Annotated in this window: 23 protein-coding genes and 3 tRNA genes; 15 read left to right on the top strand and 11 right to left on the bottom strand. The window is 69.8% G+C overall.

Annotated features, from left to right (window positions below; all coding sequences use genetic code 11):
- Nucleotides 1-49 precede the first annotated feature (49 nt).
- Nucleotides 50-568 (top strand): gluconokinase, encoded by a 519-nt coding sequence (locus tag ACSGDB_RS13815; RefSeq protein ID WP_434995430.1) that lies wholly within the window; start codon nucleotides 50-52, stop codon nucleotides 566-568.
- A gap of 40 nt (nucleotides 569-608) precedes the next feature.
- Nucleotides 609-2,009, top strand: a complete 1,401-nt coding sequence (locus tag ACSGDB_RS13810) for a GntP family permease (RefSeq protein ID WP_434995429.1) — start codon at nucleotides 609-611, stop codon at nucleotides 2,007-2,009.
- A 149-nt stretch (nucleotides 2,010-2,158) separates the two neighbouring features.
- On the opposite strand, the gene ACSGDB_RS13805 is transcribed toward ACSGDB_RS13810, so the two are convergent.
- Nucleotides 2,159-2,860 (bottom strand): LysR family transcriptional regulator substrate-binding protein, encoded by a 702-nt coding sequence (locus ACSGDB_RS13805; RefSeq protein ID WP_434995428.1) that lies wholly within the window; start codon nucleotides 2,858-2,860, stop codon nucleotides 2,159-2,161.
- A gap of 54 nt (nucleotides 2,861-2,914) precedes the next feature.
- On the opposite strand from ACSGDB_RS13805, the gene ACSGDB_RS13800 reads away from it, so the two are divergent.
- From ACSGDB_RS13800 to ACSGDB_RS13785, 4 genes are all read left to right on the top strand, one after another.
- Nucleotides 2,915-3,307 carry a DUF5997 family protein gene (locus ACSGDB_RS13800; protein WP_434995427.1) on the top strand — a complete coding sequence of 131 codons (393 nt, stop codon included), beginning with the start codon at nucleotides 2,915-2,917 and terminating at the stop codon, nucleotides 3,305-3,307.
- Nucleotides 3,308-3,409: 102 nt separating this feature from the next.
- Nucleotides 3,410-4,213, top strand: a complete 804-nt coding sequence (locus tag ACSGDB_RS13795) for a hypothetical protein (RefSeq protein WP_434995426.1) — start codon at nucleotides 3,410-3,412, stop codon at nucleotides 4,211-4,213.
- A complete protein-coding gene (locus ACSGDB_RS13790; RefSeq protein ID WP_434995424.1) occupies nucleotides 4,210-5,835 on the top strand; it encodes a DNA polymerase Y family protein in 1,626 nt (541 codons plus the stop codon). The genes ACSGDB_RS13795 and ACSGDB_RS13790 overlap by 4 nt, the downstream gene beginning before the upstream one ends.
- Nucleotides 5,835-9,254 (top strand): error-prone DNA polymerase, encoded by a 3,420-nt coding sequence (locus ACSGDB_RS13785; RefSeq protein WP_434995988.1) that lies wholly within the window; start codon nucleotides 5,835-5,837, stop codon nucleotides 9,252-9,254. The genes ACSGDB_RS13790 and ACSGDB_RS13785 overlap by 1 nt, the downstream gene beginning before the upstream one ends.
- Before the next feature lie 90 nt (nucleotides 9,255-9,344).
- Here the strand turns inward: ACSGDB_RS13785 and ACSGDB_RS13780 are convergent.
- A tRNA-Leu gene (locus ACSGDB_RS13780) sits at nucleotides 9,345-9,427 on the bottom strand.
- 317 nt (nucleotides 9,428-9,744) lie between these two features.
- Here ACSGDB_RS13780 and ACSGDB_RS13775 point away from each other — a divergent pair.
- From ACSGDB_RS13775 to pknB, 7 genes are read left to right on the top strand one after another with little or no spacing between them, the layout of a single operon-like run.
- Complete coding sequence (locus ACSGDB_RS13775; protein ID WP_434995423.1) at nucleotides 9,745-10,485, top strand: FhaA domain-containing protein; 741 nt, start codon at nucleotides 9,745-9,747, stop codon at nucleotides 10,483-10,485.
- A complete protein-coding gene (locus ACSGDB_RS13770) occupies nucleotides 10,482-10,970 on the top strand; it encodes an FHA domain-containing protein FhaB/FipA (RefSeq protein ID WP_434995421.1) in 489 nt (162 codons plus the stop codon). The genes ACSGDB_RS13775 and ACSGDB_RS13770 overlap by 4 nt, the downstream gene beginning before the upstream one ends.
- A gap of 2 nt (nucleotides 10,971-10,972) precedes the next feature.
- A complete protein-coding gene (locus ACSGDB_RS13765; RefSeq protein WP_434995419.1) occupies nucleotides 10,973-12,607 on the top strand; it encodes a PP2C family protein-serine/threonine phosphatase in 1,635 nt (544 codons plus the stop codon).
- A complete protein-coding gene (locus tag ACSGDB_RS13760) occupies nucleotides 12,600-14,030 on the top strand; it encodes an FtsW/RodA/SpoVE family cell cycle protein (protein ID WP_434995418.1) in 1,431 nt (476 codons plus the stop codon). The genes ACSGDB_RS13765 and ACSGDB_RS13760 overlap by 8 nt, the downstream gene beginning before the upstream one ends.
- Nucleotides 14,027-15,469: a peptidoglycan D,D-transpeptidase FtsI family protein gene (locus ACSGDB_RS13755; protein ID WP_434995417.1), complete on the top strand. Its 1,443-nt coding sequence runs from the start codon at nucleotides 14,027-14,029 to the stop codon at nucleotides 15,467-15,469. The genes ACSGDB_RS13760 and ACSGDB_RS13755 overlap by 4 nt, the downstream gene beginning before the upstream one ends.
- Nucleotides 15,466-17,280 (top strand): protein kinase domain-containing protein, encoded by a 1,815-nt coding sequence (locus tag ACSGDB_RS13750; RefSeq protein WP_434995415.1) that lies wholly within the window; start codon nucleotides 15,466-15,468, stop codon nucleotides 17,278-17,280. Before ACSGDB_RS13755 ends, ACSGDB_RS13750 begins: the two co-directional genes overlap by 4 nt.
- A 34-nt stretch (nucleotides 17,281-17,314) precedes the next feature.
- Complete coding sequence (gene pknB / locus ACSGDB_RS13745; RefSeq protein ID WP_434995414.1) at nucleotides 17,315-19,264, top strand: Stk1 family PASTA domain-containing Ser/Thr kinase; 1,950 nt, start codon at nucleotides 17,315-17,317, stop codon at nucleotides 19,262-19,264.
- Here the strand turns inward: pknB and ACSGDB_RS13740 are convergent.
- The 3 genes from ACSGDB_RS13740 to ACSGDB_RS13730 are packed head-to-tail and all read right to left on the bottom strand — an operon-like array spanning nucleotide 19,261 to nucleotide 20,903.
- Nucleotides 19,261-19,917 carry an aminodeoxychorismate/anthranilate synthase component II gene (locus tag ACSGDB_RS13740; RefSeq protein WP_434995412.1) on the bottom strand — a complete coding sequence of 219 codons (657 nt, stop codon included), beginning with the start codon at nucleotides 19,915-19,917 and terminating at the stop codon, nucleotides 19,261-19,263. The two genes, pknB and ACSGDB_RS13740, sit on opposite strands and share 4 nt — an antisense overlap.
- A 3-nt stretch (nucleotides 19,918-19,920) precedes the next feature.
- The gene (locus ACSGDB_RS13735) at nucleotides 19,921-20,082 is read right to left on the bottom strand and encodes a hypothetical protein (RefSeq protein WP_434995411.1); all 162 of its coding nucleotides are present in this window, start codon (nucleotides 20,080-20,082) and stop codon (nucleotides 19,921-19,923) included.
- Nucleotides 20,083-20,087: 5 nt separating this feature from the next.
- Nucleotides 20,088-20,903 carry a class E sortase gene (locus ACSGDB_RS13730; RefSeq protein ID WP_434995409.1) on the bottom strand — a complete coding sequence of 272 codons (816 nt, stop codon included), beginning with the start codon at nucleotides 20,901-20,903 and terminating at the stop codon, nucleotides 20,088-20,090.
- Nucleotides 20,904-21,080: 177 nt separating this feature from the next.
- Between ACSGDB_RS13730 and ACSGDB_RS13725 the strand changes: the two genes are divergently transcribed.
- The gene (locus tag ACSGDB_RS13725; protein WP_434995408.1) at nucleotides 21,081-21,329 is read left to right on the top strand and encodes a cell division protein CrgA; all 249 of its coding nucleotides are present in this window, start codon (nucleotides 21,081-21,083) and stop codon (nucleotides 21,327-21,329) included.
- Nucleotides 21,330-21,583: 254 nt separating this feature from the next.
- Here the strand turns inward: ACSGDB_RS13725 and ACSGDB_RS13720 are convergent, their stop codons facing one another.
- Both ACSGDB_RS13720 and ACSGDB_RS13715 read right to left on the bottom strand, forming a co-directional pair.
- Nucleotides 21,584-22,222, bottom strand: a complete 639-nt coding sequence (locus tag ACSGDB_RS13720; RefSeq protein ID WP_434995407.1) for a rhomboid family intramembrane serine protease — start codon at nucleotides 22,220-22,222, stop codon at nucleotides 21,584-21,586.
- Nucleotides 22,223-22,464: 242 nt separating this feature from the next.
- Entirely contained in the window at nucleotides 22,465-23,007 is a 543-nt protein-coding gene (locus tag ACSGDB_RS13715; protein WP_434995406.1) for a peptidylprolyl isomerase, read from the bottom strand.
- A 165-nt stretch (nucleotides 23,008-23,172) separates the two neighbouring features.
- Between ACSGDB_RS13715 and ACSGDB_RS13710 the strand changes: the two genes are divergently transcribed.
- Nucleotides 23,173-24,108: a hypothetical protein gene (locus tag ACSGDB_RS13710; RefSeq protein ID WP_434995404.1), complete on the top strand. Its 936-nt coding sequence runs from the start codon at nucleotides 23,173-23,175 to the stop codon at nucleotides 24,106-24,108.
- A gap of 91 nt (nucleotides 24,109-24,199) precedes the next feature.
- Here ACSGDB_RS13710 and ACSGDB_RS13705 read toward each other — a convergent pair whose 3' ends face one another.
- The 4 genes from ACSGDB_RS13705 to ACSGDB_RS13690 form a co-directional block, all read right to left on the bottom strand.
- Nucleotides 24,200-25,120: a DMT family transporter gene (locus tag ACSGDB_RS13705; RefSeq protein ID WP_434995402.1), complete on the bottom strand. Its 921-nt coding sequence runs from the start codon at nucleotides 25,118-25,120 to the stop codon at nucleotides 24,200-24,202.
- Nucleotides 25,121-25,207: 87 nt separating this feature from the next.
- Nucleotides 25,208-25,280: transfer RNA gene (locus ACSGDB_RS13700), tRNA-Ala, on the bottom strand.
- Between the two features lie 39 nt (nucleotides 25,281-25,319).
- A complete protein-coding gene (locus ACSGDB_RS13695; RefSeq protein WP_434995400.1) occupies nucleotides 25,320-25,436 on the bottom strand; it encodes a DLW-39 family protein in 117 nt (38 codons plus the stop codon).
- Between the two features lie 38 nt (nucleotides 25,437-25,474).
- Nucleotides 25,475-25,548, bottom strand: a tRNA-Ile gene (locus tag ACSGDB_RS13690).
- Nucleotides 25,549-25,557: the final 9 nt, after the last annotated feature.

Here is a 25,557-nt window from a genome sequence, read left to right as displayed (position 1 = left end):
ACCTTTATCCGGATCGTGATCGTTCCGCCGCACCGACAAGGGAGTCAGCATGGATGCACAGCCACACCATGTGGTCGTCATGGGTATCTCCGGGTCCGGGAAGACCACCATCGCCACCCGGCTCACCGAACGGCTCGGCTGGGTGTTCGCCGAGGCGGACGACTTCCACCCCGCCGCGAATATCGCGAAGATGACCGCCGGATCGGCGCTCACGGACGAGGACCGCTGGCCCTGGCTGGAGTCCATGCGCGACTGGATGACCCTCCAGGCCCGGGCCGGCCGCAGCACCGTCGTCACCTGCTCGGCCCTGAAGCGTTCCTACCGGGACCTCCTCACCGGAGCAGAGGGCCAGGTGCGGTTCGTGCACCTGCTCGGCGACACCGACCTCATCCTCGAACGCATGAAGACCCGCAGCGGCCACTTCATGCCGGAATCGCTACTGCCCTCGCAGCTCAGCACGCTCGAGCCGCTGGAACCCGACGAGCCGGGCATCAGGATCCAGAACACCGGCACGCCCGACGACGTCGCGACCGCCGTCATCGACCAGCTCGACCTGCCCAGCAACTGACCCACCCCGCCAGATCCGCACCACTTTCAACGGAGAAAACATGCCCATCGAAGGATGGACCCAGAGCCTCACCGCCGGTCCGCTCCTCCTGATCGCCGCAGCAGCGATCCTCGCGCTGCTGTTCCTGATCATCAAGGTCCGCATCCACGCGTTCGTCGCACTGATCCTCATCAGCCTCCTCACCGCCTTCGCCACCGGAATCCCCACGTCGCAGATCGTGCCCGTGATGGTCAGCAGCTTCGGGTCGACGCTCGGCGCCGTCGCGCTGCTGGTGGGGCTCGGCGCGATGCTCGGCCGCCTGGTCGAGACCAGCGGCGGCGCGAAGGTGCTGGCCGACTACCTCATCCGGGTCTTCGGCGAGCACCGGGCACCCTTCGCGCTCGGCGTCGCCTCGCTGATCTTCGGCTTCCCCATCTTCTTCGACGCCGGCCTCGTGGTCATGCTGCCCATCGTCTTCTCCGTCGCCCGCCGCCTCGGCGGCGGCGTGCTGCGCTACGGCCTGCCCGCCGCCGGTGCCTTCTCCGTCATGCACATCTTCGTCCCGCCGCACCCGGGACCCGTCGCCGCCTCCGAGTTCTTCGGCGCGAACGTCGGCCTCGTCATCATGGTCGGCCTCGTTGCCGCAATCCCCACCTGGTACGTGACCTCCTACCTGTACGGCCTCTGGGCCGGCAAGAAGTACGTCCTGCCCGTCCCCGAGCTGCTGGGTACGGCTGACGCGCAGGCCGAGGCGAACCCGCCCAAATTCGGCACCGTCGTCGGGATCCTGCTGCTGCCCCTGGCGCTCATCTTCCTCAACACCGGCCTGAACACCCTGGCCCGCTCGGGTGCCGTGGACGAGAGCGTGACCGAGCAGGGCTGGTTCCAGTTCCTGCGGACCCTCGGGGAGACCCCGGTCGCCCTGCTGATCACCCTCCTCGTGGCGTCCTACGTGCTCGGCCGCCGTCGGGGGATCGACAAGACCGCGCTGGAGCAGACGCTGGAATCGGCGCTCGGCCCGGTCTGCTCCGTCATCCTCATCACCGGCGCCGGCGGCATGTTCGGCGGCGTCCTGCGGGCCAGCGGCATCGGCGACGCACTCGCCGACGTCCTCGGCGACCTCGGCATCCCGATCATCCTCGCGGGCTTCCTGATCGCCGCGATCCTCCGCATCGCCCAGGGCTCGGCGACCGTGGCCCTGACCACCGCGGCGGGCCTCATCTCCCCCGCGATCCTGGCGGGCGACTACAACGGCCTCCAGCTGGCAGCCCTCGTGGTGGCCGTGGCCGGCGGTTCCGTGGTGGCGAGCCACGTCAACGACTCCGGCTTCTGGCTCGTGGGCCGCTTCTTCAACATGGACGTCAAGACCACCTTGAAGACGTGGACCGTCATGGAGACGACGATCGGCGTCATGGGCTTCGCCATCGCCGCGTCCGTCTTCGCCCTCGCCTCGGCGGGCTGACGCACCACGGCGTCATCAGACCGGCCCGTCCCGCATCCGTGCGGGGCGGGCCGTCTGCGGGTGCTCCGGTGCTTCGGTGCGCAGATGTGGTGGGTCACCGCGTGGCACACCCACCACAACTGCGCACCGGGCGGGTTGCTACGGAGGGGTCAGCGCCGTTTCCCGCGGGACCCGGCGGGGCGCGCGGGTTTGCGCGGCGCCGGCTTCCCGGCCCCCTTCTGTGCCTTGGGGTTCCCGGCGGCGGCCTTCTTCGCGGCGGCCTTCTGGGACGCCGTCTTCTTCGGGGCCTCGCGCTGCGAGGGCTGCCGTGAACTCCGGGCCGTGCGTCCGCGCACGATGCCGATGAACTCCTCGACGTCGTCGGACGCGTCATCCACACGCCAGGCGATCCCGATGGTCGTCGCGGGAAGCCCCGGGACCGGGCGGTGGACGGCGTCCTTGCGGGCGTACAGGCGGGCGAGGGACATCGGCAGGACGACGACGCCGGCGCCGGCCGCGGCGACCTCCACGGCCGCCTTCGGACCGCCGCATGCTTCGATGTCGAGCAGGGATTCGCCCTCGAGCTCCGCGAGCGGCACCTCGTCGTAGAGGGACAGCTCGTTGTCGCGCGACATGACCGCGACGGGCTGCTCCTCGTAGAGGGGGATCAGGTGGATCCCGGCGCGCTCCACCGGCAGGCGGACGAAGACGACGTCGTCGGAGGCCTCCAGCAGCGACGTCAGGGCGTCGTCGTGCTGGTGGAGTTCGAGGTTCACCCCGGGATGCCGTTCCCGCCACCGGGCTACCCACTTCCCCGGCGTCACGCCCGGCACGAAGCCGACGGACAGGGTTCTGGGCTGGTCTGCGGGCATCTGATCACAGTAGCGCCTACCGGCGACGGCGAAGCGGACGGTTAAGCTGGGACCATGACTCCCGCGAAGAACCCCCAGACCCTGAAGCCCGCCACGGCGGCCAAGAAACTGGGAATCTACCTGCCCGCCGCCCCCTCCGACTTCCAGGAGACCGACCTGACGCGCGCGGAGTTCAACGAACTGCAGCAGACCCCTCCGGAGTGGCTCGCCGAGCTGCGCCGCACGGGCCCGCACCCGCGTCCCGTCGTCGCGCAGAAGCTCGGCATCTCCAACGGCGGGCTGGCCCGCGGAGGCCTCACCGATCCCCTGACGAGCGAGCAGATCACCGCCCTGCTGCAGGACCCGCCGGAATGGCTGGTCGCGGAACGGGCCACGCAGGCGGCCGTCCGCGCCGAGGCGGCGCGCGTGAAGGAACGCGATGCCGCGCGCAAGGCGCCCGACGCCTGATCACGCACCACACGGGAGAGGGTCCGGTCCGCCGTCCGCAGCCTCGCTCCGGACCGACGCAGGACGATTGACTTATTCGAACACCTGTTCGAATATTGACGAGTGACGCCTCCAGCTGCCGGTTATGCCCTCGACGGGGATGAGCCCTCCCCCGCCATCGGGCCGGCACGCTCGGGGGCGTCCGGTCGTCGGGGGGCCTCCACAGCGGACACCACCCTCGACCTCCAGGCCCGCATCAACAGCATGCAGGCCAGCACGCTGGACTCACGCCGCCTGCCCACGGTTCCGGCCCTCGCGCACATCCTGCCGGGCGGGGGCCTCCAGTCGGGGGGCTCCTACACCGTCCGCAACTCCACCTCCCTGGCCATGGCCCTGCTGGCCGGCCCCTCCTCGACCGGCGCGTGGTGCAGCGTCGTCGGCATGCCGGATTTCAGTGTGGAGGCGGCCCATGGTTTCGGCATCAACCTCGACCGCCTCATCCTGGTCCCCGATCCCGGCTCCCAGTGGCTCACGGTCACGGCGGCCCTCGTGGACGTCGTCTCCGTCATCCTGACCCGGGCCCCGGACCACCTGGCGCCCACGGAATGGGCCCGCCTCAAGGCACGTCTCCGACAGCGCGGGGCGGCACTCATCACCCTCGGCACCTGGAAGCAGAGCGACTCCACCCTCGGCGTGGCGGAGAGCGCGTGGGAGGGCCTCGGTTCGGGATCGGGCCACCTGCGGGCCCGGCGCCTGAAGATCACCGCGACCCAGCCCTCGGGGCGTCTCCGTCACGCCTACGTGGGACTCGCGGACCTGCAGGGCACCGCTCCCGCGACGTCGGGGCCCACCGCCCACGCATCATCCGGGTCCCTTTCCGGACCGGCGTCCACCCTGTTCGAACCACAGCTGATGAAGTCCTCATGACCGCCACCCCACCGGCAGCACCGGCAGCGCCCTCGTCGTCCCCAGCGGCGGCGCCTGCCACCCGGACCATGATGCTCTGGTGCCCCGACTGGCCGATCACGGCGGCCCTGCGCGAGCATGCACTGCCCGCCGACACGGCACTCGTCCTCGTGGACCGGGGGGAGGTCTTCGCGTGTTCCCCGGCAGCACGGCAGGACGGCGTGAGGAGGGGGCTGCGCATCCGGGAGGCCCAGGCCCGCAGCACGGGGCTCGTGTCCCTCCCGTACGACCCGTCACTGGACGAGCGCACCTTCGAGCCGGTGACCGCGGCCGTGGAGACGATCATGCCCGGCGTCCAGGTCCTCCGCCCGGGGCTGTGCGCCATCAGGGTCAAGGGCCCCGCGCGCTACTACGGCGGCGAGCGCGGAGCCGCCGCCGTGGTCTTCCGGACCCTCGCCGCCATCGGCCTCACCGACCTGCGGATCGGCATCGCGGACGGCCCGTTCGCCGCCGAACAGGCCGCCAAGGCCACCGACGAACTGGACGACGACGTCGAGCAGCTGGTCGTCATCCCGGAGGGCGGCTCGCCCTGGTTCCTCGGCAGCTACCCCTTGGAGGTCCTCGAACAACCGAAGCTCACCGTGCTGCTCAAGCGCCTCGGCATCCGTTCCCTCGCGGACTTCGCGGCCCTCAGGGCCTCCGACGTCCGCAACCGCTTCGGCGTCGAGGGTGCGCTCGCGCACCGGCAGGCCAGCGGACTCGACCACCGGGACGTCGTCGCCCGGAAACCCCCACCAGATCTCGATGCCGCCGCGGATTTCGAGCCACCCCTCGCCCGCATCGACCAGCTGGCCTTCGCGTTCCGCACCCGGGCCGGCGAGTTCGTGGACGGACTGCGGGAGGCAGGACTGGTCTGCACGGCACTGCAGGTCCGTCTCTCCACGGAGTCGGGCGAGGTCTCCGAACGCCGGTGGCGGCACCCGCGCTGGTTCGACGCCGACGACGTCGTGGACCGCGTGCGCTGGCAGCTCCAGGGCACCAACGCCTCGGACCACGGCCTTACCTCCGGGATCACGCGGGTCCACATCGTGCCCGACACCGTCGAGGACCTCGCCGACCACGCGGACGGCCTGTGGGGAACGGGACCCGACGAGGGGATCCACCACGGCCTGGCCCGCGTGCAGAGCATGCTGGGCCACGGCGCCGTCCTGACCGGGATCATCGCCGGGGGCCGGCTCCTCGCGGACCGCAGGGTCTTCATCCCCTGGGGAGACGCACCGGCGCAGTCCCCCGCGGCACGGGTCCGGGACCGCACCCAGCCCTGGCCGGGCCGCCTGCCCGGCCCGGCCCCGGCCACGGTGTTCGCCGACCCCGTACCCGCCGTCGTCGTGGATTCCCGGGGCAATCCGGTCGACGTCGATCCCCGGGGACTGCTGACCGCCGATCCCTCCTTCTTCAGCGCCGGGCCCGACGACGATCGACGGGCCGTGCACTCCTGGGCTGGCCCATGGCCGATCGACGAACGCTGGTGGGATCCCGAGGGGCGCGTCCTCAACCGGTTCCAGCTGGTGGACCACTCGGGATCGGCCTGGCTGCTGCTGCTCGAGGACCACGCGTGGTGGGTCGAGGCGAGCTACGACTGATGGGCTGGAACAACCCTCCCATCCCGTGGTCGGACTTCGAACGGGACCTCTCCGACACCCGGCCCGGCGTGCCGCCCGTGGGGGCCGACGGCGGTGACAGCCCCGCCTGGTCACGCAAGCGGCAGCCCTACACCGCCCCCGCCGACCTCCCGGCCCCCGAGGGGCCCGTTGTGCCGTACGCGGAACTGCACGTCCACTCCAACTTCAGTTTCCTCGACGGCGCCTCCAGCCCCGAGCACCTCGCCGAGGAAGGCCGGCGGTTGGGGCTCACCGGCATGGCACTGACCGATCATGACGGGCTGTACGGCGCGGTGCGCTTCGCGGAGGCCGCCGAGAAGTACCCCGGGATCTCGACCATGTACGGCACGGAACTCTCCCTCGGGCTGTCCCGTCCGCAGAACGGCGAGGCCGATCCGGAGGGGCAGCACCTGCTGGTCCTCGCGCGGGGATCGGCCGGCTACCACCGCCTCTCCACCGCCATCACCGAGGCCCAGCTCGACGCGGACGCCGAGAAGGGGAAGCCCCGCTACGATCTCGAGCGCCTCGCGGGGCATGCCGCCGGCCAGTGGATGATCCTCACGGGGTGCCGGAAGGGCGCGGTCCGCTCGGCGCTCGTCGCCGCGGGGGAGTCCGCGGCCGAGGCCGAGCTCCGGAGGCTCGTCGACCTGTTCGGGCGGGAGTCGGTCGCCGTCGAACTCGTCAACCAAGGCAACCCCCTGGACACGGCGCACAACGACGCCCTGAGCGCCGTCGCCGCCCGTGTGGGGCTGCCCACCGTGGCCACCAACAACGTGCACTACGCGACACCGGAGCAACACCGGCTCGCCTCCGCCCTGGCCGCGGTCAGGGCCCGCCGGAGCCTGGACCAGATGGACGGCTGGCTCCCCGCCGCCGGCGCCGCCCACCTGCGCAGCGGGGCGGAGATGGCGCGGCGTTTCCGGGACTACCCGGGGGCGGTGGAGCGCACGGTGGACATCGCCGCGGATCTCTCCTTCACCCTGCGCAGCGTCAGGCCCGGGCTGCCGACCATCGACCTGCCCGAAGACCACACCCAGATGAGCTATCTCCGGAAGCTCGTCTGGGACGGGGCCGACAGGCTCTACGGGAACCGTGCCGATGTCCGGGACCGCATCGAACGCGAACTCGACGTCATCGAGAGCAAGGACTTCCCGGGCTACTTCCTGATCGTCCATGACCTGGTGCACTACGCGCGCCGCAACGGGATCCTGTGCCAGGGGCGGGGATCGGCCGCGAACTCCGCGGTCTGCTACCTGCTGGAGATCACCGCCGTGGATTCCATCAAGTACCAGCTCCCCTTCGAGCGCTTCCTCTCGAGCATGCGCGACGAGGAGCCGGACATCGACGTCGATTTCGATTCGGACCGCCGCGAGGAGGTCATCCAGTACGTCTACCGGAAGTACGGGCGCTTCAACGCCGCCCAGGTGGCCAATGTCATCACCTACCGGCCCAAGTTCGCCGTCCGGGACATGGCGAAGGCCCTCGGGCACAGCCCGGGCCAGCAGGACGCCTGGTCCCGGCAGATCGAACGGTGGGGTGGGCTCGTCGCCAGCAGCGACCACGACATCCCGGAGTCCGTGGTCGGCCTGGCGCAGGAGGTCCTGAAATTCCCCCGCCATATGGGGATCCACTCGGGCGGCATGGTGCTCACCGACCGCCCCATCGGAGAAGTATGCCCGATCGAGCATGGAAGGATGGAGGGGCGGACGGTCCTGCAGTGGGACAAGGACGACTGCGCCTGGATGGGACTGGTGAAGTTCGACCTGCTGGGCCTCGGCATCCTCGCCGCGATCCAGTACAACTTCGACCTCGTGGAGCGGCATTTCGGGGAGAAGTGGGAGCTCCACACCATCCCCAAGGAGGAGCAGGGCGTGTACGACATGCTGTGCTTCGCGGATTCGGTGGGCGTCTTCCAGGTGGAGAGCCGTGCCCAGATGGGCATGCTCCCCCGGCTGCAGCCCCGGCAGTTCTACGACCTCGTCATCGAGGTGGCCCTCGTGCGCCCCGGACCGATCCAGGGCGGTGCCGTGCATCCCTACATCAAGCGGAAGATGGGCGAGGAGGAGGTCCGGTACATCCACCCCGACCTCGAGCCGGTCCTCGAGCGGACCCTCGGCGTCCCGCTCTTCCAGGAACAGCTCATGCAGATGGCGATGGTGGTGGGTGGCTGCTCCGGAGCGGACGCCGACCTCCTGCGCCGCGCCATGGGGTCCAAGCGCGGCGAGGAGCGGATCGATTCCCTCAAGGCCACGCTGTACGAGGGCATGGCCGCGAACGGGATCACCGGCGACGTCGCGGACACCATCTACAACAAGATCCACGCCTTCGCGAACTTCGGGTTCGCGGAGAGCCATTCGATCAGCTTCGCCCTGCTGGTCTATGTGAGCGCCTGGTTACGCCTGCATTATCCCGGGGCGTTCCTCGCCGCGCTCCTGCGGGCACAGCCCATGGGCTTCTACTCACCGCAGACCCTGGTGGCCGACGCCCGGCGGCACGGAGCCGTGGTCCTGCGGCCGGACATCCTGCACTCCGGGGTGCATGCCGACCTCGAGCCGCTCGAGGGCTACGAGCCCGCCGGTGATCCGTCGGCGCGCACCACCGGCCGGGACTGCTGCACGGAGGACGAGCAACCTCCGGTCGGGTACTTCGACCAGGACACACCGTTCGACTCGACCACGCACCGCCGCGACGGCAACTACGCGGTGCGGCTCGGACTGGCCGCCGTCGACTCCGTCGGCGTGAAGCTCGCCGAGAGGATCGTCGCCGAGCGGGATCGCCACGGACCGTACGAGGACATGCCGGACCTCGCACGCCGCACGGGTGCCACCGCGGGCCAGCTCGAGGCCCTTGCGGCGTCCGGCGCGTTCGAGTCGATGGGCCTGAGCCGCCGCGAAGCCCTGTGGAACGCCGGGCCGGCGTCGACCGAGCGCGAGGGCCAGATCAAGGGTACGGCCGTCTACATCCAGCCTCCCCTGATGCCCGAACTCTCGGACCTCGACAAGGTGGGTTCCGACCTGTGGTCCACGGGCATCACCCCCGACGACCACCCCGTACGCCATGCCCGCGCCCGGCTCGAGCGCCGGGACGTCCTGACGGCGCAGGAGCTCAGGGGGTTCGAGTCCGGCCGGCGGATCGAGGTGGCGGGAGTCGTGACGCACCGGCAGCGGCCCGCGACGGCGAGCGGGATCACCTTTCTGAACCTGGAGGACGAGACGGGACTGGTGAACGTCATCTGCTCGGTGGGGGTGTGGCAGCGCCACCGCCGGGTTGCCCGCGAGGCCAGCAGCGTGATCGTCAGGGGCATCCTGGAGCGGTCCCCGGAGGGGATCGTCAACGTCGTGGCGGACCGCATCGAGGTCCTGCAGCTCAGGGCGACCACGAAGTCCCGCGACTTCCGCTGACGGGTCCTGGACCCACCGCGGATGTCGCGGGACGCCGGATACGACGGAAGGGCCCCCGCCGAGCGGGAGCCCTTCCGTGTCGTCCATCTGTGCGCGAGGGGGGATTTGAACCCCCACACCCTTTCGGATACTGGCACCTGAAGCCAGCGCGTCTGCCGTTCCGCCACTCGCGCAATTTCGGGATTCCAACATCTGCACCCGGCAGGTGTTGTGAACAGCAGAGACCAGCATAACGGAGCCCGGCGGCAATTACCTAAACCGCCGCCGAGGCAGGCCCGGCGGCCGGGCACCTCCCAGCCGGCCACGGCACCCGATCGTTAGGACAAAGTAATCCTCGGGACCACTACCTGAAGCCCATTACCGGAGGCTCCAAGTAGTATCGGAGGGAACATGCCCGGCTGGACATTCCCATGACCCTGGCCGGGCCACGTCCCTCAGCACCCTGCTGACCGGGGCTCGGACACCTGTGCGACAGGGGAGGAGGCGGAAGATGGGCATTCTCGACAACGTGGAGCGAGGACTCGAAAAACTGGTCCGCGGAGCCTTCACCACCGGCACCCGCTCCCAGGTGCAGCCCCTCGAGATCGCCAGCGCCCTCCGCAAGGAACTGGACAACCGTTCCCTCGTCCTCGCGCAGGGCCGCACCCTCGCCCCCAACGTCTTCGCCGCCCGGCTGTCCGACTCCGACTTCGACCTCGCACAGCAGTGGGGCTCCGCCCTCGCCGAGGAACTGTGCGACGTCGTCATCGCCCACGTCAACAGCCAGCAGTACAGCCTCCAGGGGCCCGTGCGCGTCTCCTTCGAACACGATCCGGAGCTCCGGGCCGGCGTCTTCGAGATCGATTCCTCGATCGAGAAGCAGACCGCCGCGCCGCGCTCCCCCGGCCCTGCGGCACCCGCACCCCCGCGCCACCAGCCCACCCGGTACCAGCCGATCCTGAAGATGGACGGGCAGCGCTACTCGATCAATTCCGGATCCATCGTCCTCGGCCGCTCCTCGGAAGCGGACATCCTCGTCGATGACACCGGAGTCTCCCGGCGCCACCTCGAGATCCGCGCGCAGGGCGGCCGGATCTACGCCGTCGACCTCGGCTCCACCAACGGCAGCTACGTCAACGGGCAGCGGGTCGTCGGGCAGACCGAACTCACCGACGGGTCCATGATCACCATGGGGCGCTCACGCCTGACGTTCCACCTCCTCCCCTCGCAGGACGGGGCCGGCCACCGATGAGCGAAGCCGGAGAGCTCACCGTCACCCTGTTCCGCTTCGGGTTCCTGATCCTGCTGTGGGTCCTGGTACTCAGTACGGTCGGTGCCCTGCGCCGGGACCTCGCGGTCGGACGGCGCAACAGGGTCGGCGCGCCGACGGCCCGCGAGATCCGCAAGAACCCCGAACTCCTGCAGGAGCCGGCCCCGGCACGCACCGCGGCCCGGCGGCTGGTCGTCACGGAGGGCCCGCTCACCGGTACGACCCTCGACCTCGCGGCGAGTCCCATCCTCCTGGGCCGCGCCCAGGAGGCCACGCTGGTGCTCGAGGACGACTACGCCTCGGGCCGCCACGCCCGCCTCTTCCCGCAGGGCAGCCGCTGGTTCATCGAGGATCTCGGCTCCACGAACGGCACCTTCCTCGCCGGGGCCCAGCTGACGCGCGCACTGCCCGTCGAACCGAACATCCCCATCCGGATCGGTAAGACGGTCATCGAATTGAGGCCGTAGGAGTGCCGCTCGCCCTGAGGTTCGCGGCCCGCTCCGACGTGGGCAAGGTGCGGGCGAAGAACGACGACTCCGCCTACGTGGGCCGGTACCTGGCCGTCGTCGCCGACGGCATGGGCGGCCACGCCGGCGGCAACGTCGCCTCCGCCTCCACCGTCCTCGACCTGGTCCACCTCGATCACGGCGGGCACGACGGCGACGCCGGGACGCACCTGGCCGACGAGATCCAGACCGCGAACTCCCTGCTCTCCGAGCTCGTCGCCACCAATCCGCAGCTCGCCGGCATGGGGACGACGGTCACGGCGATCCTGCTCGAGGGACGCACCCTGCAGCTCGCCCACATCGGCGATTCGCGCGCCTACCGCCTCAAGGACGGCGTCTTCGAGCAGATCACCACGGATCACACGTTCGTCCAGCGCCTCATCGAGGAGGGGAGGCTCCGGCCCGAGGAGGCCGAGACCCACCCCCACAAGAACGTCCTCATGAGGGTCCTCGGCGACGTCGACGCGAGCCCGGAACTGGACCTCGCACAGTTCGACGCCGAGCCCGGCGAGCGCTGGCTGCTCTGCTCGGACGGCCTGAACGCCGTCCTGCAGGACCGCGCGGTGGAGCAGGTCGTGCGCGGGTCGGCGAGCATCCGCGAGTGCGTCGACACCCTCGTCGACCTGACGCTCGCGGGTGGCTCCCCCGACAACATCACCGTCGCCGTCGTCGAGGTCATCGAGGCGGACGACGACGACGCGTCGCCGCCGTCGTCCATCCCCCCGGCCCGGCAGGCCGCGGGTGAGCGCGACACGCCGACCGACCCGGGCGCGGACTCCCACCCGATCGACGGGAACGGCGACCTCCCCGGCGCGGCTATCCGCGCCGACGTCATCCGCCAGGACCTGCTCACGAGACCCCACATGCTCGTGGGATCGGCGGCGCTCGCGACCGAGACGGGCCAGATCCCGATCGTGACCCAGCGGTCCACGGAACGGCGCGCCGCGAAGATGCTGACCCACAAGGCGGAGCCGGAGGTGCCGGAGCGCGCCGAGGACGAGACCCCGGCGGGGAAGAAGCACTGGTTCCTCCCCGCGATCCTCGCCCTCATGACCCTCATCCTGATCGCCGTCGTCGGCCTGGGCTACACCTGGACCCAGACGCGCTACTACGTCGCGGACTCCGAGAACCGCGTGGCGATCTACACGGGCGTTCCCCAGCGGATCGGGCCGATCAGCCTCAGCGAGCTCTACGAGGTGACGGACATCCCCGTCTCCAACCTGCCCGAGTACCAGCGCTCCCAGCTGGCCACCACGCTCCCGGCGGCGAGCCTCGAGGAGGCCGAGCGGATCGTCGGCGACCTGCGCGGTCAGCTGCGTGCCGTCACGTGCGACCCGGCGCCCTCACCGACAGGGTCCGCCTCCGCGCGCCCGACCGCCTCGGCCGGCGCCCCCGCACCCTCCGCCTCGGCGTCCGGATCACCGTCGACCCGCCCGAGCGCCACGGCGTCCGCCGCGCCCTCGGCCTCCCCCTCGTCGTCCTCGGCCTCGGCCTCTCCCTCGTCGGGTCCCGCCGCAGCCGCGTCACCGCAGGCGACGGCGTCCGCCCCGTCGGCGTCATCCCCCGTCCTCGAATGTGAAGGTGCAGCAGATGAGTGATGTCCTGACCGTGCCCCGGTCGCGGCGCAACGTCGAGCTGCTCCTGCTCCTCCTCGCGCTGGCTGTCGCCGTCACCGCCAGCTACCTGGCGGGCGTGGACCGTGAGGAGGCGTTCAGCGAGTTCTTCTGGTCCCAGGCGCTGACCCTCACCATCATGAGCCTGTTCCTCCACATCGTCCTGCGGCTCCGGGCGAAGTATGCCGATCCGCTCATCCTTCCGATCGTGGTCGCACTGAACGGGATCGGCCTGGCCATGATCCACCGGCTGGATCTGTCGGCGATGCAGGCCAACCCGGACTTCACCCCCGTCGCGTCGCAGCAGGTCATGTGGACGGCCGTCGCGATGGGCGCCGCCGCCGCTCTCCTGATCCTGCTGCGGGACCACCGGCTGCTCAGGCGCTTCACCTACATCTCCCTGATCGTCAGCGCCGTCCTGCTCCTGCTGCCGCTCGCTCCGGCACCGATCGGACTGGAGATCAACGGGGCGAGGATCTGGATCTCCGTGGGGGTCGGCACCTTCCAGCCGGGCGAGATCGCGAAGATCACCCTCGCCATCTTCTTCGCCGGGTACCTCTCGACCAACCGGGACCTCATCCTGCTGGCGGGCAAGAAGCTCGGCCCCATCCAGTTCCCCCGCTTCAAGGACCTCGCCCCCATGGCGGCCGCCTGGCTCGTGAGCATCGGTGTCCTGATCTTCCAGCGGGACCTCGGCTCGTCCATCCTCTTCTTCGGCCTGTTCATGGTGATGATCTACGTCGCGACGAGCCGCGTCAGCTGGGTGCTGATCGGCCTGGCCATGATCGGCGTCGGCATCTTCGTGGCCCTCGAACTGTTCAGCCACGTCGCCCTGAGGTTCGATTCGTGGCTCAATGCCTTCTCCCCGGAGGTCTACGGCCGCGCGCCGGGCGGCAGCCACCAGGTGGTCCAGGGCCTGTTCGGCCTGGCCAACGGCGGACTCGCCGGGACGGGCCTCGGCGCGGGACGCCCCGACCTCGTCACCTATGCCAACAGCGACATGATCATCGCGGCCCTGGGAGAGGAACTGGGGCTCATCGGCGTCGTCGCCGTCGTGATGCTCTACGTGCTCCTGGTCTCCCGCGGCATCCGGGCGGCCCTCGGGACGAAGGACGGATTCGGCAAGCTCCTCGCCTGCGGCCTCTCCTTCACGATCGCCCTGCAGTGCTTCGTGGTCATCGGCGGCATCACGCGCCTGATCCCCCTCACCGGACTCACCACGCCGTTCATGTCGGCCGGCGGCTCGTCCCTGCTGGCAAACTGGCTGATCGTGGCCCTGATCCTGCTCATCTCCGAAGCCGCCCGCCGCCCGGCGCCGACGGCACCCATGAAGGACTCCTTCCCCGAAGCGCTCGGGGTCAACGGCAAACCCGTGAAGAAGCGGACCGCGAAGGCGGCGACCCCATGAACCAGGCCATCCGCAGGGCATGGGTCGTAGCCGTCAGCATGTTCGCCCTCGTGCTCGGGTCCCTCACCTACGTCCAGTTCTTCCAGGCCCAGGAGCTGAAGGACAACCCGTGGAACAGCCGCCAGCTGTACCAGGACTTCGGCCGGCAGCGGGGCGCGATCCTGGTCGACGGGCGTGCCATCGCCGAGTCCGTCCCCTCGAACGACGAGTTCAACTACCAGCGCGTGTACAACGAACCGGAGCTGTACGCGCACCTGAGCGGCTACTACTCGCTCTCCCTCGGGTCGTCGCAACTCGAGAAGGCGGAGTCGGAGATCCTCGCGGGAACCAGCAGCTCCCTGTTCTACGACCGGGTGGTGACCCTCTTCTCCGGCGTCGATCCCCAGGGCGCCTCCGTGGAGCTCACCATCGACCCGCAGATCCAGCAGCTCGCCTCCGACCTCATCCCCGACGGTCAGCGCGGCTCGATCGTGGTGATGGAGCCCTCCACGGGCAACATCCTCGCGATGGTCTCCAAGCCGTCCTACGACCCCAACCTCCTCGCGGGGCATGACACGGCGGTCATCGAACAGAACGCGGCGCGGCTCTCGGAGCAGCCGGGCCTCTCGATCTACACCAACCCGGCCACGGAGTCCCTCGTCTCCCCCGGGTCCGTGTTCAAGCTCATCGACGCCGCCGCGGCCCTCGAGTCCGGGGAGTACGACGCCGAATCGGAGATCCCGAATCCTCCCGCGCTCGAGTTCCCCGGCATCGAGTACACCCTGCCGAACTTCGTCTCGGGCGGCTGTGCGAGCAGGTCGACGGCGGACCTCGAGTTCGCGCTGGAGCAGTCGTGCAACACGCCCTTCGCGCAGATCGCGCTGGACCTCGGCGAGGATGCCATCCAGGAGCAGGCCGCGAAATTCGGCTTCGGCGAGGAGATGACCATTCCCACCAACGTGGTCGCGAGTACCTTCCCCTCGGACCTGACGGACCCCGAACTGGCGCAGTCCGCCGTCGGCCAGTTCGATACGCGCGTGACCCCGCTCCAGATGGCGATGGTATCCGCGGCGATCGCCAACGACGGCCAGCAGATGAAACCCCAGCTCGTGAAATCCATCCGGGCCGCGGACCTCGAGCTCATCGAGTCGCCCGAGCCGGAGTCGCTGCGCCAGTCGGTCAGCCGGGACACCGCGGACCAGCTCACGGAATGGATGGTCAACGTGGTGGACAACGGCACGGCCACGGGCGCCCAGGTCCCGGGTGTCCGGGTGGCCGGCAAGACAGGCACCGCGGAATTCTCCGCGACCGGCGACAACGCCTGGTTCACGGGCTTCGCTCCCGCGGACGACCCCCAGATAGCCCTCTCGATCGTGATGGAGAACGTGGACATCCCCACTGGTCAGCAATTGACCTCACCCAGTGCCAAGAGACTCATAGAGGCGGTGTTGAACAGATGAGGCCCACATCAGGCATCACCCTGGGCGGCAGGTTCGAACTGACCGAACGGATCGCCATCGGTGGCATGGGCGAGGTGTGGAAGGCCCGGGACCAGATCCTCGGCCGCGTCGTCGCGATCAAGATCCTCAAGGAGGAGTACTCGGGTGATCCCGCGTTCCTCAACCGCTTCCGGGCTGAAGCCCGCCACACGGCGCTGCTGAACCACGAGGGCATCGCCAACGTCTTCGACTACGGCGAGGAAGGCGGATCGGCGTACCTCGTCATGGAGCTCGTCCCCGGGCAGCCGCTCTCGGCCGTCATCGAGAAGGAACGGGTCCTCTCCCCGGACCGCACGCTCTCGATCGTCGGGCAGACCGCCACGGCCCTCGCCGTCGCGCATCGCCAGGGGCTGGTGCACCGTGACGTGAAGCCCGGCAACATCCTCGTGATGCCGGACACCCGCGTCAAGATCACCGATTTCGGCATCGCCCGGCTGGCCGACCAGGTGCCGCTCACTGCCACGGGGCAGGTCATGGGGACGGCGCAGTACCTCGCTCCGGAGCAGGCGACCGGCCAGCCGGCAACGGGCTCGTCCGACATCTACGCGCTCGGCGTCATCGGGTACGAGCTGCTGGCCGGACGGCGCCCGTTCTCCGGCGAGTCGCAGATCGCGATCGCCCTGGCGCAGGTCAACGACGCCCCGCCGCCGCTCCCGCAGTCCATCCCGCGCCCGGTCCGGGCCCTCATCGGCTCCATGCTGGCCAAGGACCCCGCGGATCGCCCGCGGGACGCCGAGGCCCTCGCACGCGCCGTCGACGCCATCCGCGCCGGTGATATCCGCGCCGCGGAGGCCGCCGTCCCGGGCCTGCTGTCCTTCGCCTCGGACTCCGGCGTCGAAACCGCAGCGATCCCGCGCCAGGACACGCAGGCGACGACGATGGTGCCCGCACCGTCGACGTCGGCCCTCCCCACGGTCGCCGCACCCGCCGCGGCCGGGGCGGCTGCGGGCATCGCCGCCTCGCGGGCCTGGTCGGACGACGGCGCCGATACGCCTCCGCCCGGCGAGCCGGTCCGCGACGAGGACGAGAACCGACGGAGCCCCTGGCTCATCCCGCTGATCGTGCTGCTCCTCCTGGCCCTCGGCGCCATCGCCTTCCTGGTCCTGCAGCCGCTGCTGACCGCTGACGGCGACCCCGCACCGGTGGAGACGAGCGCCTCCGCGACTCCCTCGCCCGCGCCCACCACGCCGTCGCCCACGCCGTCGCCCACCACACCCTCGCCGTCCCCGAGCACGACGGAGGCCGAGCAGGTGGTCATCACCCCGAGCCAGTACCTGGGCCGGCCCGAGGCGGAGGTCTCGGCCGAGCTCGGTGGCCTCGGGTTCCGCGTCGAGACCCAGCGGGAGCCGTCCGCCGAGTACGCCGCCGGGCTCGTGATCGGCGTCGCCCCGGTCGGCGCGCTCAGCCCGGGCGAGACCATCACCCTCACCGTGTCGGCGGGACCCGAACAGGTCACGATTCCCGCGGGGCTGCAGGGACGCACCGAGGCCGAGGTCCAGGCGGTGCTCGTGGACCTCGGACTGCGGCCCGTGAACGCCGGCAGCGAGGAGTCGACGGAACCCGAGGGAACCGTCCTGCGGACCAGCCCCGGACCCGGCGCCGAGGTGCCGGTCGACAGCGAGGTCAGCTACGTCGTCTCGTCCGGCCCTCCCCCCACGCAGCCGCCGGCCCCGCAACCGGAGGCTCCCCCGACGACGCCGGCGACGGCAGCGGCGGCGGCTCCCCAACCGGCGGATCCCACGCCGACGTCGACAGCCACCTCCGGCCCATGACCGGCGGCCGGGGGCGGCGCAGGGAGGCTGCGGCGTGACAACCACCGAGCGCGTCCTGAACGGGCGCTACGAGATCCGCGAGCTGATCGGACGCGGCGGCATGGCCGACGTCTACCGCGGCGTGGACCTGCGCCTCGGCCGCTCGGTCGCCGTCAAGGTGCTGCGCGAGGACCTCGCGCGTGACCCCCTCTTCCAGGCGAGGTTCCGGCGGGAGGCCCAGGCCGTGGCGGGGCTCAACAACCCGAACATCGTGGCGGTGTACGACACGGGCGAGGAGGAGATCCCCGACCGGCCGCAGCACGAGGTGCGGGTCCCGTTCATCGTCATGGAGTACGTGAAGGGCTTCACCCTGCGCGACCATGTCAAGGCCGGCGACCTCACCCCGGAGGACACCGTCGCCTACGTGGCCGCTGTCCTCGGCGCACTCGGCTACAGCCACCGCGCCGGCATCGTGCACCGCGACATCAAGCCCGCCAACGTCATGATCACGCCCGCCGGCTCCGTCAAGGTGATGGACTTCGGCATCGCGCGCGCCATCGCCGATTCACAGGCCACCATGACGCAGACCCAGGCCGTCCTGGGGACAGCGCAGTACCTCTCCCCCGAACAGGCACGCGGCGAGACCGTCGACGCGCGGAGCGACCTGTACTCCACCGGCTGCCTGCTGTTCGAACTCCTCACGGGCCGGCCGCCGTTCATCGGCGACAGCCCCGTCTCCGTCGCCTACCAGCATGTACGGGAGGCACCTCCGCTCGCGAGCAGCCTGAACCCCGAGGTCACCCCTGCCCTCGACTCGGTGCTCGCCAGGGCACTCCAGAAGGACCGCGACCATCGGTTCGTGGATGCCGACGCCTTCCGGAGGGCCCTGCTCGACGCCGGTCGCGGCGTGGTGCTCGCTGCGGCGGAGGACGCCACGGAGACCCTGGACGTCCAGGCGACGCGGGCCCGCCCTGCGGTGGTGGGGGCTGCCGCGGCAGCGGCCGGCGGACCGGGCACCCGTGCCATGGACAGGGTCACCGGTGACGGGCCGTCGGCCGGCGCGGGTGTCGAACCGGCCGGGGACGCCGACGACCGGCTGGACGTCCTGCGGGACCGGGGCGAGCCGGACCAGCGGGCCGAGCGGCACCGCAGGGCCTCCCGGGCCGCCTGGACCACCGTGTTCTTCGCGGCGGTGCTGATCGTGCTCGCCGCCGGCTACTTCGTGGTGACCTCCCTGAACAACCGGCCCGCGCAGGAGGCGACGACGGTCGGCGTCCCCGACCTGGTGGGCATGCCGGAAGCCGATGCGAGGGACGCCATCGTGGATGCGGGCCTCATCCCGTCCACGGACGAGGAGTTCAATGCGTCGGTCGACGCCGGGGACGTCATCTCCTCGGACCCGTCGGCGGGCGCATCGGTCGAGGCGGACTCCCGCGTGAACATCACGGTCTCGCGGGGGCCGGCGAACGTGGTGCTGCCCGAGTCCCTGGCCGGGCTCACGGAATCCTCGGCGCGGGACGCTCTCGAGGACCTCGGGCTGAAGGGTGGTGAGGTCACCGAGGAGACCAGCGCCGCCGTCGCACAGGGCAGGGTGATCACCACGAGTCCCCAGGCCGGGCAGTCCGTACCGGTCGGCAGCGCCGTGGACCTCGTGCTCTCCAACGGACGGGTGACGGTACCCCTGCTCACCGACCTCACGCTCGCCCAGGCGCAGGCCCTGCTCGAGGATCCGGCGGTCCAGCTCCCCTTCAGGGTGCTTGAGCTGGAGAACAGCGTCGTCCAGCCCGGGATCATCACGGCGCAGTCGGAACCGGCACGGTCCGCCGTCGCGCAGGGGACGGAGATCGTCCTCACCATCGCGAAGGCGCCGGCCCCGCCCCCCGTGGAACCGACGCCGGAGCCGACGGAGGATCCGACCGACCCGCCCAGCGACGAACCGGCCGACGAACCGTCCGGACCGCCGACGGAGCCCTCCGAATCACGGCCGACGGAGGACGACGACTAGCTGGACACCTGGCGGGCGATGAGCGGGCTGAGCCCGGCCGACGTCGCCGCTGCGCCCTCGAGGCCCAGGGACTCGAGCCAGTTCCCGAGCATCCGGTACCCGCCCTCCGTGAGGACCGATTCCGGATGGAACTGGACCCCGCACAGCGGGGCGCTCCGGTGCTCGAGACCCATGATGATCCCGCTGGCCGTCCGGGCCGTCACGGAGAGCTCGGCCGGGACGTCGTCGCTGACGGCCGCGAGCGAGTGGTAGCGCGTCGCCGTCACGGGGGAGGGGAGCCCGGAGAAGACACCGGTGGCGTCGTGCTCCACCAGCGAGGTCTTCCCGTGCATCAGCTCGGGCGCGTGGGTGACGGTTCCGCCGTAGGCCTCCGCGAGCGCCTGGTGCCCGAGGCAGACCCCGAGCATGGGCTTGCCGTTCTCGCCGCACCACCTGATCAGATCGACGCACACCCCGGCATCAGCGGGCGTCCCCGGACCGGGGGAGATCAGGACGCCGTCCCGCGCGGCGGCCATCTCCTGCGCCTCGGCGAGCGTGAGGTCGTCGTTGCGGACCACGGTCGTCTCTGCTCCGAGTTCCTGGAGATAGCCGACCAGCGTGTAGACGAAGCTGTCGTAGTTGTCGACGACGAGGATTCTGGTGGTGTCGGCCATGAGCTACGGGGAACCAATCGTTGAGTCGGTGAGCGGGTTGAACTGGGAGACCCAGGGAAACACGAAGAGCATCAGCACGGCGACCGCCAGAAGGGCCAGGATCACGCTGAGGACGATGCGCAGCCACCGCGGCCCCGGGAGGGCCCGGAAGATCCATCCGTACATGGTGACTATCCCCGTCCTGCGGCGCGGGCTACCTGCTCCGCGATCCCGGGCGGAGGTCCCGCGTCCCAGGGACGCCAGGACTCCAGTACCGAGTAAGCAATAATACGCTCCTGCGCCCCGAACCTCGGATTGCAGCTGGTCAGGGTGAGGATGCGGTCCACCGGCTCGGCCCCGGGATCCGTGGGTACCGGCGCGATCACGTCCGCCCGGTCCGGCAGGACGATCTCCGTGTTGCGGAAGACATACGTGTAGTAGCCGTCGCGCGTCTGGACGTAGATCCGGTCGCCCGGGACCAGCGTGTGGATCTGGTCGAGCACCTGCCCGTGTGTCTGGCGGTGCCCCGCGAGGGCGAAGTTCCCGACCGCGCCGGGAGCGCCCGTCCCGGGGTAGTGCCCCAGACCGAGGTTGTCGAGGACGTCGGGGCCGACACCGGCCGTGACCGGTCGTGAGTAGTCGGCACCGAAGCGGGGGATGTAGACGGCCCCGAACGTCCCGGTCAGGCCTGTCTGCGGAAGAACGACGGGGTCGCCGAAATCCTCCGGGCCGACCGCGTCGGCGCCCTGCACCGGGGACGCGGGGGCCTCCGCGATGGAGGGAGCGTCGGAGAAGAACTGCTCGAGCGCCTGGTCCTGCTTGACCCCGGCGTCGATGTTGGTCCACCAGAGCTCCCACCCGACGAACAGCAGGAGGATCACCCCTGCGGTGATCAGCAGCTCGCCGACCACCTGGGCAACCAGCTGGAACGGGGTGCGGCGGCGACGAGACGGCCGTTCCCCGACCGCACGGCCGTGCGGCCGGGCGTCGAGGGCCGACCTGACCATTACCGCTCCTGCCCTGGGGTTGCACGGGTATCGGACGGTTCTTGGCTAGAATCATGGGGATAACCGGGCCGCCGGACGTCGTTCTCCTTCAGGATAGCCTGCGGGTCCGGGCACTCACGGCGGCCGGTACGACCACCGGCGCAGCTGACCCCAGCCGTGCCCTGCCGAGGAGAAACCGTGCCCGAGTCGAAGCCCCGTAAGAGAGCCAGGTCCGCTGCTCCCGCCGTGAAGTCCTCGCAGCCGAAGCCGAACCCCGTCTGGTACAAGCCCGTCATGTTCGGCCTCATGATCGTCGGCCTGCTGTGGATCATCACGTTCTACATCTCCGAATCCCGGTTCCCCGTCGAGGCATGGGGCTCGTGGAACATCCTCGCCGGCTTCGGCATCGCGATCGTCGGCTTCCTGATGACGACCCGCTGGCGGTAGCAGCCGGGCCGGCGTCGACGCCCGAAGGGCGTCCACGCTGTGTACACACGGTGTGCAGAAAGTTATCCACAGCTGTGTACAGATTTGTTGATGGTTCAGGAACTGGCCCGAAATCCCGGGCGAGGCTTATCCACAGCTGTGGAATTACATGTGTGTAAGTTATCCCCGATGTGGATAAGTGGTGTGGACAACTGCGGGAGGGCCGGTGCACAACGCACCGACCCTCCCGAATCCGTCCCGTCCGACGTGCCTCGCTAGAACGGCAGGAGCGAGACTCCCAGCACGGTCAGCAGGACCAGGAGGACGACGACGCCTCCGAGCCCCAGCCACTGGAGCCGCGCCTGCTGCGGACCGCGTGGGACGTAGGCGATCACCGCGGCGCACGCAGCGCCGGCCACGAGCCCGCCCAAGTGCGCCTGCCAGGCGATCGAGGGGATCAGGAATCCCAGGGCGGCGTTGATCGCGATCAGGACGATGATCTGCCGGACATCCCCGCCCCGCTTCCGTTGGACGATGAAGAGCGCACCGAACAGCCCGAACACCGCACCGGACGCGCCGACCACACCCTGTCCGGGGTTCCCTGACAACAGCAGGACGCCGACGGAACCGCCGAGGGCGGAGATCAGGTAGAGGGCGAGGAACCGCGCCCGTCCCAGTGCGGGTTCCAGGACCTTCCCCAGGATGTACAGCGCGTACATGTTGAAGGCGATGTGGAGGAACGACCCCGGTGAATGGAGGAACGCCGCCGTCAGCATGCGCCACGGCTGGGCGGGGACCGCGCCCTCCACTCCGGCGGTGAAGAACAGCGCATAGATGAACGCGCTCGTCATCCCGGGCAGCACCAGCTGCAGGAGGAAGGCCACCAGGCAGATGCCGATCAGGGTGTAGGTCACAACCGTGGTGCCCCCGCGCGCGACGCCACCGAAAGCGGTCCGGTAGACCGGAGCGGCAGCCGCCTGCTCCCGCACGCAGTCCACGCACTGGAAACCGACGGCAGCGGGCCTCTGGCACTCAGCGCACGCGGGCCGCTCGCACCTCTGGCATCTCACATAGCTGACACGGTCGGGGTGCCGGGGGCAGACAGGGGCCTGCTGGCTTCCGGCGTCGGGCGCGGGGACACCGTAGGACATGTGGGTTAGAGCTGTTCCACGGTGATGCTCTTGATGACGACATCCTCGAGGGGCTTGTCGCGCATGTCGGTGGCGATGGAGTTCAGCTTCTCCACGACCTCACGCGACTTCTGATCGGTGACGTCACCGAAGATGGTGTGCTTGCCCTGCAGCCACGTGGTGGGCACGGAGGTGATGAAGAACTGCGAGCCGTTGGTGCCGCGGCCGCCCTGGGTGCCGGCGTTCGCCATCGCCAGCTTGTACGGCTCCTGGAAGGAGAGATCCGGGTTGATCTCGTCGTCGAACCTGTACCCGGGGCCGCCGGTGCCCTGGCCGAGGGGGTCCCCGCCCTGGATCATGAAGTCCTTGATGATGCGGTGGAAGATCGTCCCGTCGTAGAGGGGGGCGTTGCTCTCCTCGCCGGTCTGCGGGTGGGTCCAGGCGATCTCGCCGGTCGCGAGGCCGACGAAGTTCTTCACCGTCTTCGGCGCGTGGTTGCCGAACAGGTTCACCTCGATGTCGCCCTGGTTGGTGTGGATGGTCGCTTTTGCTGTCGGAATAGCAGTCATCAGGCCATTCTTCCACGCGGCATCTGACAATAAGCTGGGGCGGGGCCATTCCGCGCACAGTGAAACGACCGCCCCGGGGGTATCCGGTGCGCCCGACGGATAGCACCCTCTGCCCATGCAACGTAGGCTGATGAAAACGAGTAACCACCCCCCTTGGAGGTTTTTGTGAAGAAGAACGCACGCAGCACCCACGAACTCGAGGAAGGCGTCGCACTCGGACTGGCAGCCGCTGCCGGGCTGGCCGCCGCACGGGACTGGGCCACGCCCCGGGTCGACGCCGCCTACGGATGGGCGAAGCCCCGGTGGGAGAAGGGCATCGAGACCGCAGGCCCGGCCCTCCAGGACACCGTCCGCAAGGCCACGGAGGGAGTCTCCGAAGGCATCGCCGGTGGCATCGCGGTCGTCGCTCCGAAGATCCAGGGTGGCATCGACAAGGTCGGTCCGCGTATCTCCCAGGTCATCGACGACACCACCCCCAAGATCCAGGGCACCCTCGACAAGGCCGCCCCGGCGCTGACCTCGGCGAAGGTCAAGGTCGTCGACGACTACCTGCCGACCCTGTCGACGAAGCTGGGCGAGGCAGCGGACAACGCGTCGCGGTCCCTCGCCTCCACCCATGTGCCGCCCTCCGTCGAGAAGGCCGTCACCAGGATCACGGGTGACAAGAAGGCGGTCAAGAAGGCCCAGAAGCGCCTGGTGGCCGCGACCCTGCAGGCCTCGAAGGACCTGAAGAAGAGCGGGCGACGCAAGAAGGGCAAGGGCTGGCTGATCTTCGGCATCATCCTGAGCGCGGTCGTCGCCGGTGTCGCCGTCTGGCGGGCCTCGAAGCCCGTGGAGGACCCCTGGAAGACGCCGGCCCCGATCAAGGCGACCCCGGCCCCGGTCTCGAGCGAGAAGACCCGTGAAGCGAAGGAGGTCGTCACGTCCATCAAGGAAGCGGCCGATCGCGCCGCGAAGTCGGGCGACGCCGCGACGGGCGCAGCCAAGGACGACAGCAAGAACAAGACCGCTGACGCTGCCCAGACCGTCGCCGACAAGGCGAAGGAAGCAACGCAGGAGGCCAAGTCCTCGACCAAGCCGTCGGACGGCCCCAAGGCCTGACCCGAACCGCAGCACGAAGGAACCCCCAGCCCACCGGCCGGGGGTTCCTTCGTTTCTTATGACCGTCGGTTCATATAACCTCTGACGACTATTACTCGCCGCCCAGCCCGGGCGGATTGGTCATCCCCGGCTCTGCACCGACGGGCGAGAGCCGTGCCTTTCGCCGCTGCTGTCCCCGGATCACGACGGCGAGGCCCGCCAGGATGAGGACCAGGCCGCCGTAGGTCCCGAGGGGCAGCTGCTCGCCGAGGAAGACCGCCGCGAGGATGGCCGCTCCCGGGATCTCGAGCAGGATGATCATGGAGACGACGAGCGGGCTCATGACGGCCAGGAGATGGTTGAAGACGGAGTGGCCCATGATCTGGGCCAGCAGGGTCACGGCGAGGATCCCCGCCCAGGCGGCGGGGCTGAAGCCGACGATGGGTTGCCCCGTGGCAGCGCACAGGGCCAGGAGGATGACGGCGCAGGCTCCGTAGCACAGCGTGGTGTAGGTCCCTGTGGACATGGTCCGCCGGGCAGCCGCTCCGGCCATCTGGTAGACGCCAGCAAGGGCGCCCCCGGCCAGGGCCAGCAGGTCGCCGAGGAGCGCCTCCCGCGACAGCGAGAGATCGAACCCGGTGATGATGACCACGCCGACGAAGGCCACGCCGAGCCCCGCGACGACCGCCGCCTGCGGTCGTGATCCCAGCAGGGCGTTGAAGAGCGCGATCCATGCCACCTGGAGGCAGACGAGGGCCGTGGCGGCGGCAACGGACGTCAGTTTGAGCGCCGTGATGAAGCACGCGAAGTGGAGGGCGAGGGCCACGGCCGCGATGGCGAGCCGACGGTAGTCCTCCCGCGTCAGCGCAGCGAACTCGGCCCTCTTGGACACGGCCGCCGGAGCACCCATCAGCGCGGCACCGAGGAGGTTGCGCCAGAAGGCGATGGCCAGGACGGGCGCCGCCGTGGCAGCCATGATCGGTCCGGACGCCGAGACCCCGATGACACCGAGGATCGAGAGGAAGATAGTCACCCGGCAACTGTAGGGCACCGTGTCGTCCACCCGTCATCTGCCCCCGAACGCGAAAAGTCCCGGCCGATGGCCGGGACTTTTCTTCGGTGGAGGCACGGGGACTCGAACCCCGAACCCCCTGCTTGCAAAGCAGGTGCGCTACCAATTGCGCCATGCCCCCGAAATGAACGTCGTCCTGCCGGCGCGCCGTTCGGTGAAGCTAGACCACGTCGTCCGTCGCACTGCTCCAGACGTTCTTGCTCTTCTCGGAATCCCTCCACCGCTTGTACACGAGGACACTTACGGCAGCCGCTGCTGCGACGAGCAACTTCTTCACGACAGTCTCCTTGCAGTCCCTTGCGGGTGGTGGATCCGTGGGCGTACCAGGACTTGAACCTGGGACCTCTTCGTTATCAGCGAAGCGCTCTAACCGCCTGAGCTATACGCCCCGATGCCTC

This window comes from Arthrobacter sp. Ld5 (genome assembly GCF_051172775.1).
In the GTDB taxonomy this organism is placed as follows: Bacteria; Actinomycetota; Actinomycetes; order Actinomycetales; family Micrococcaceae; genus Arthrobacter_D.
Note: the sequence above shows the minus strand (reverse complement) of the source record. Positions and strands in the feature narration are given on the sequence as shown.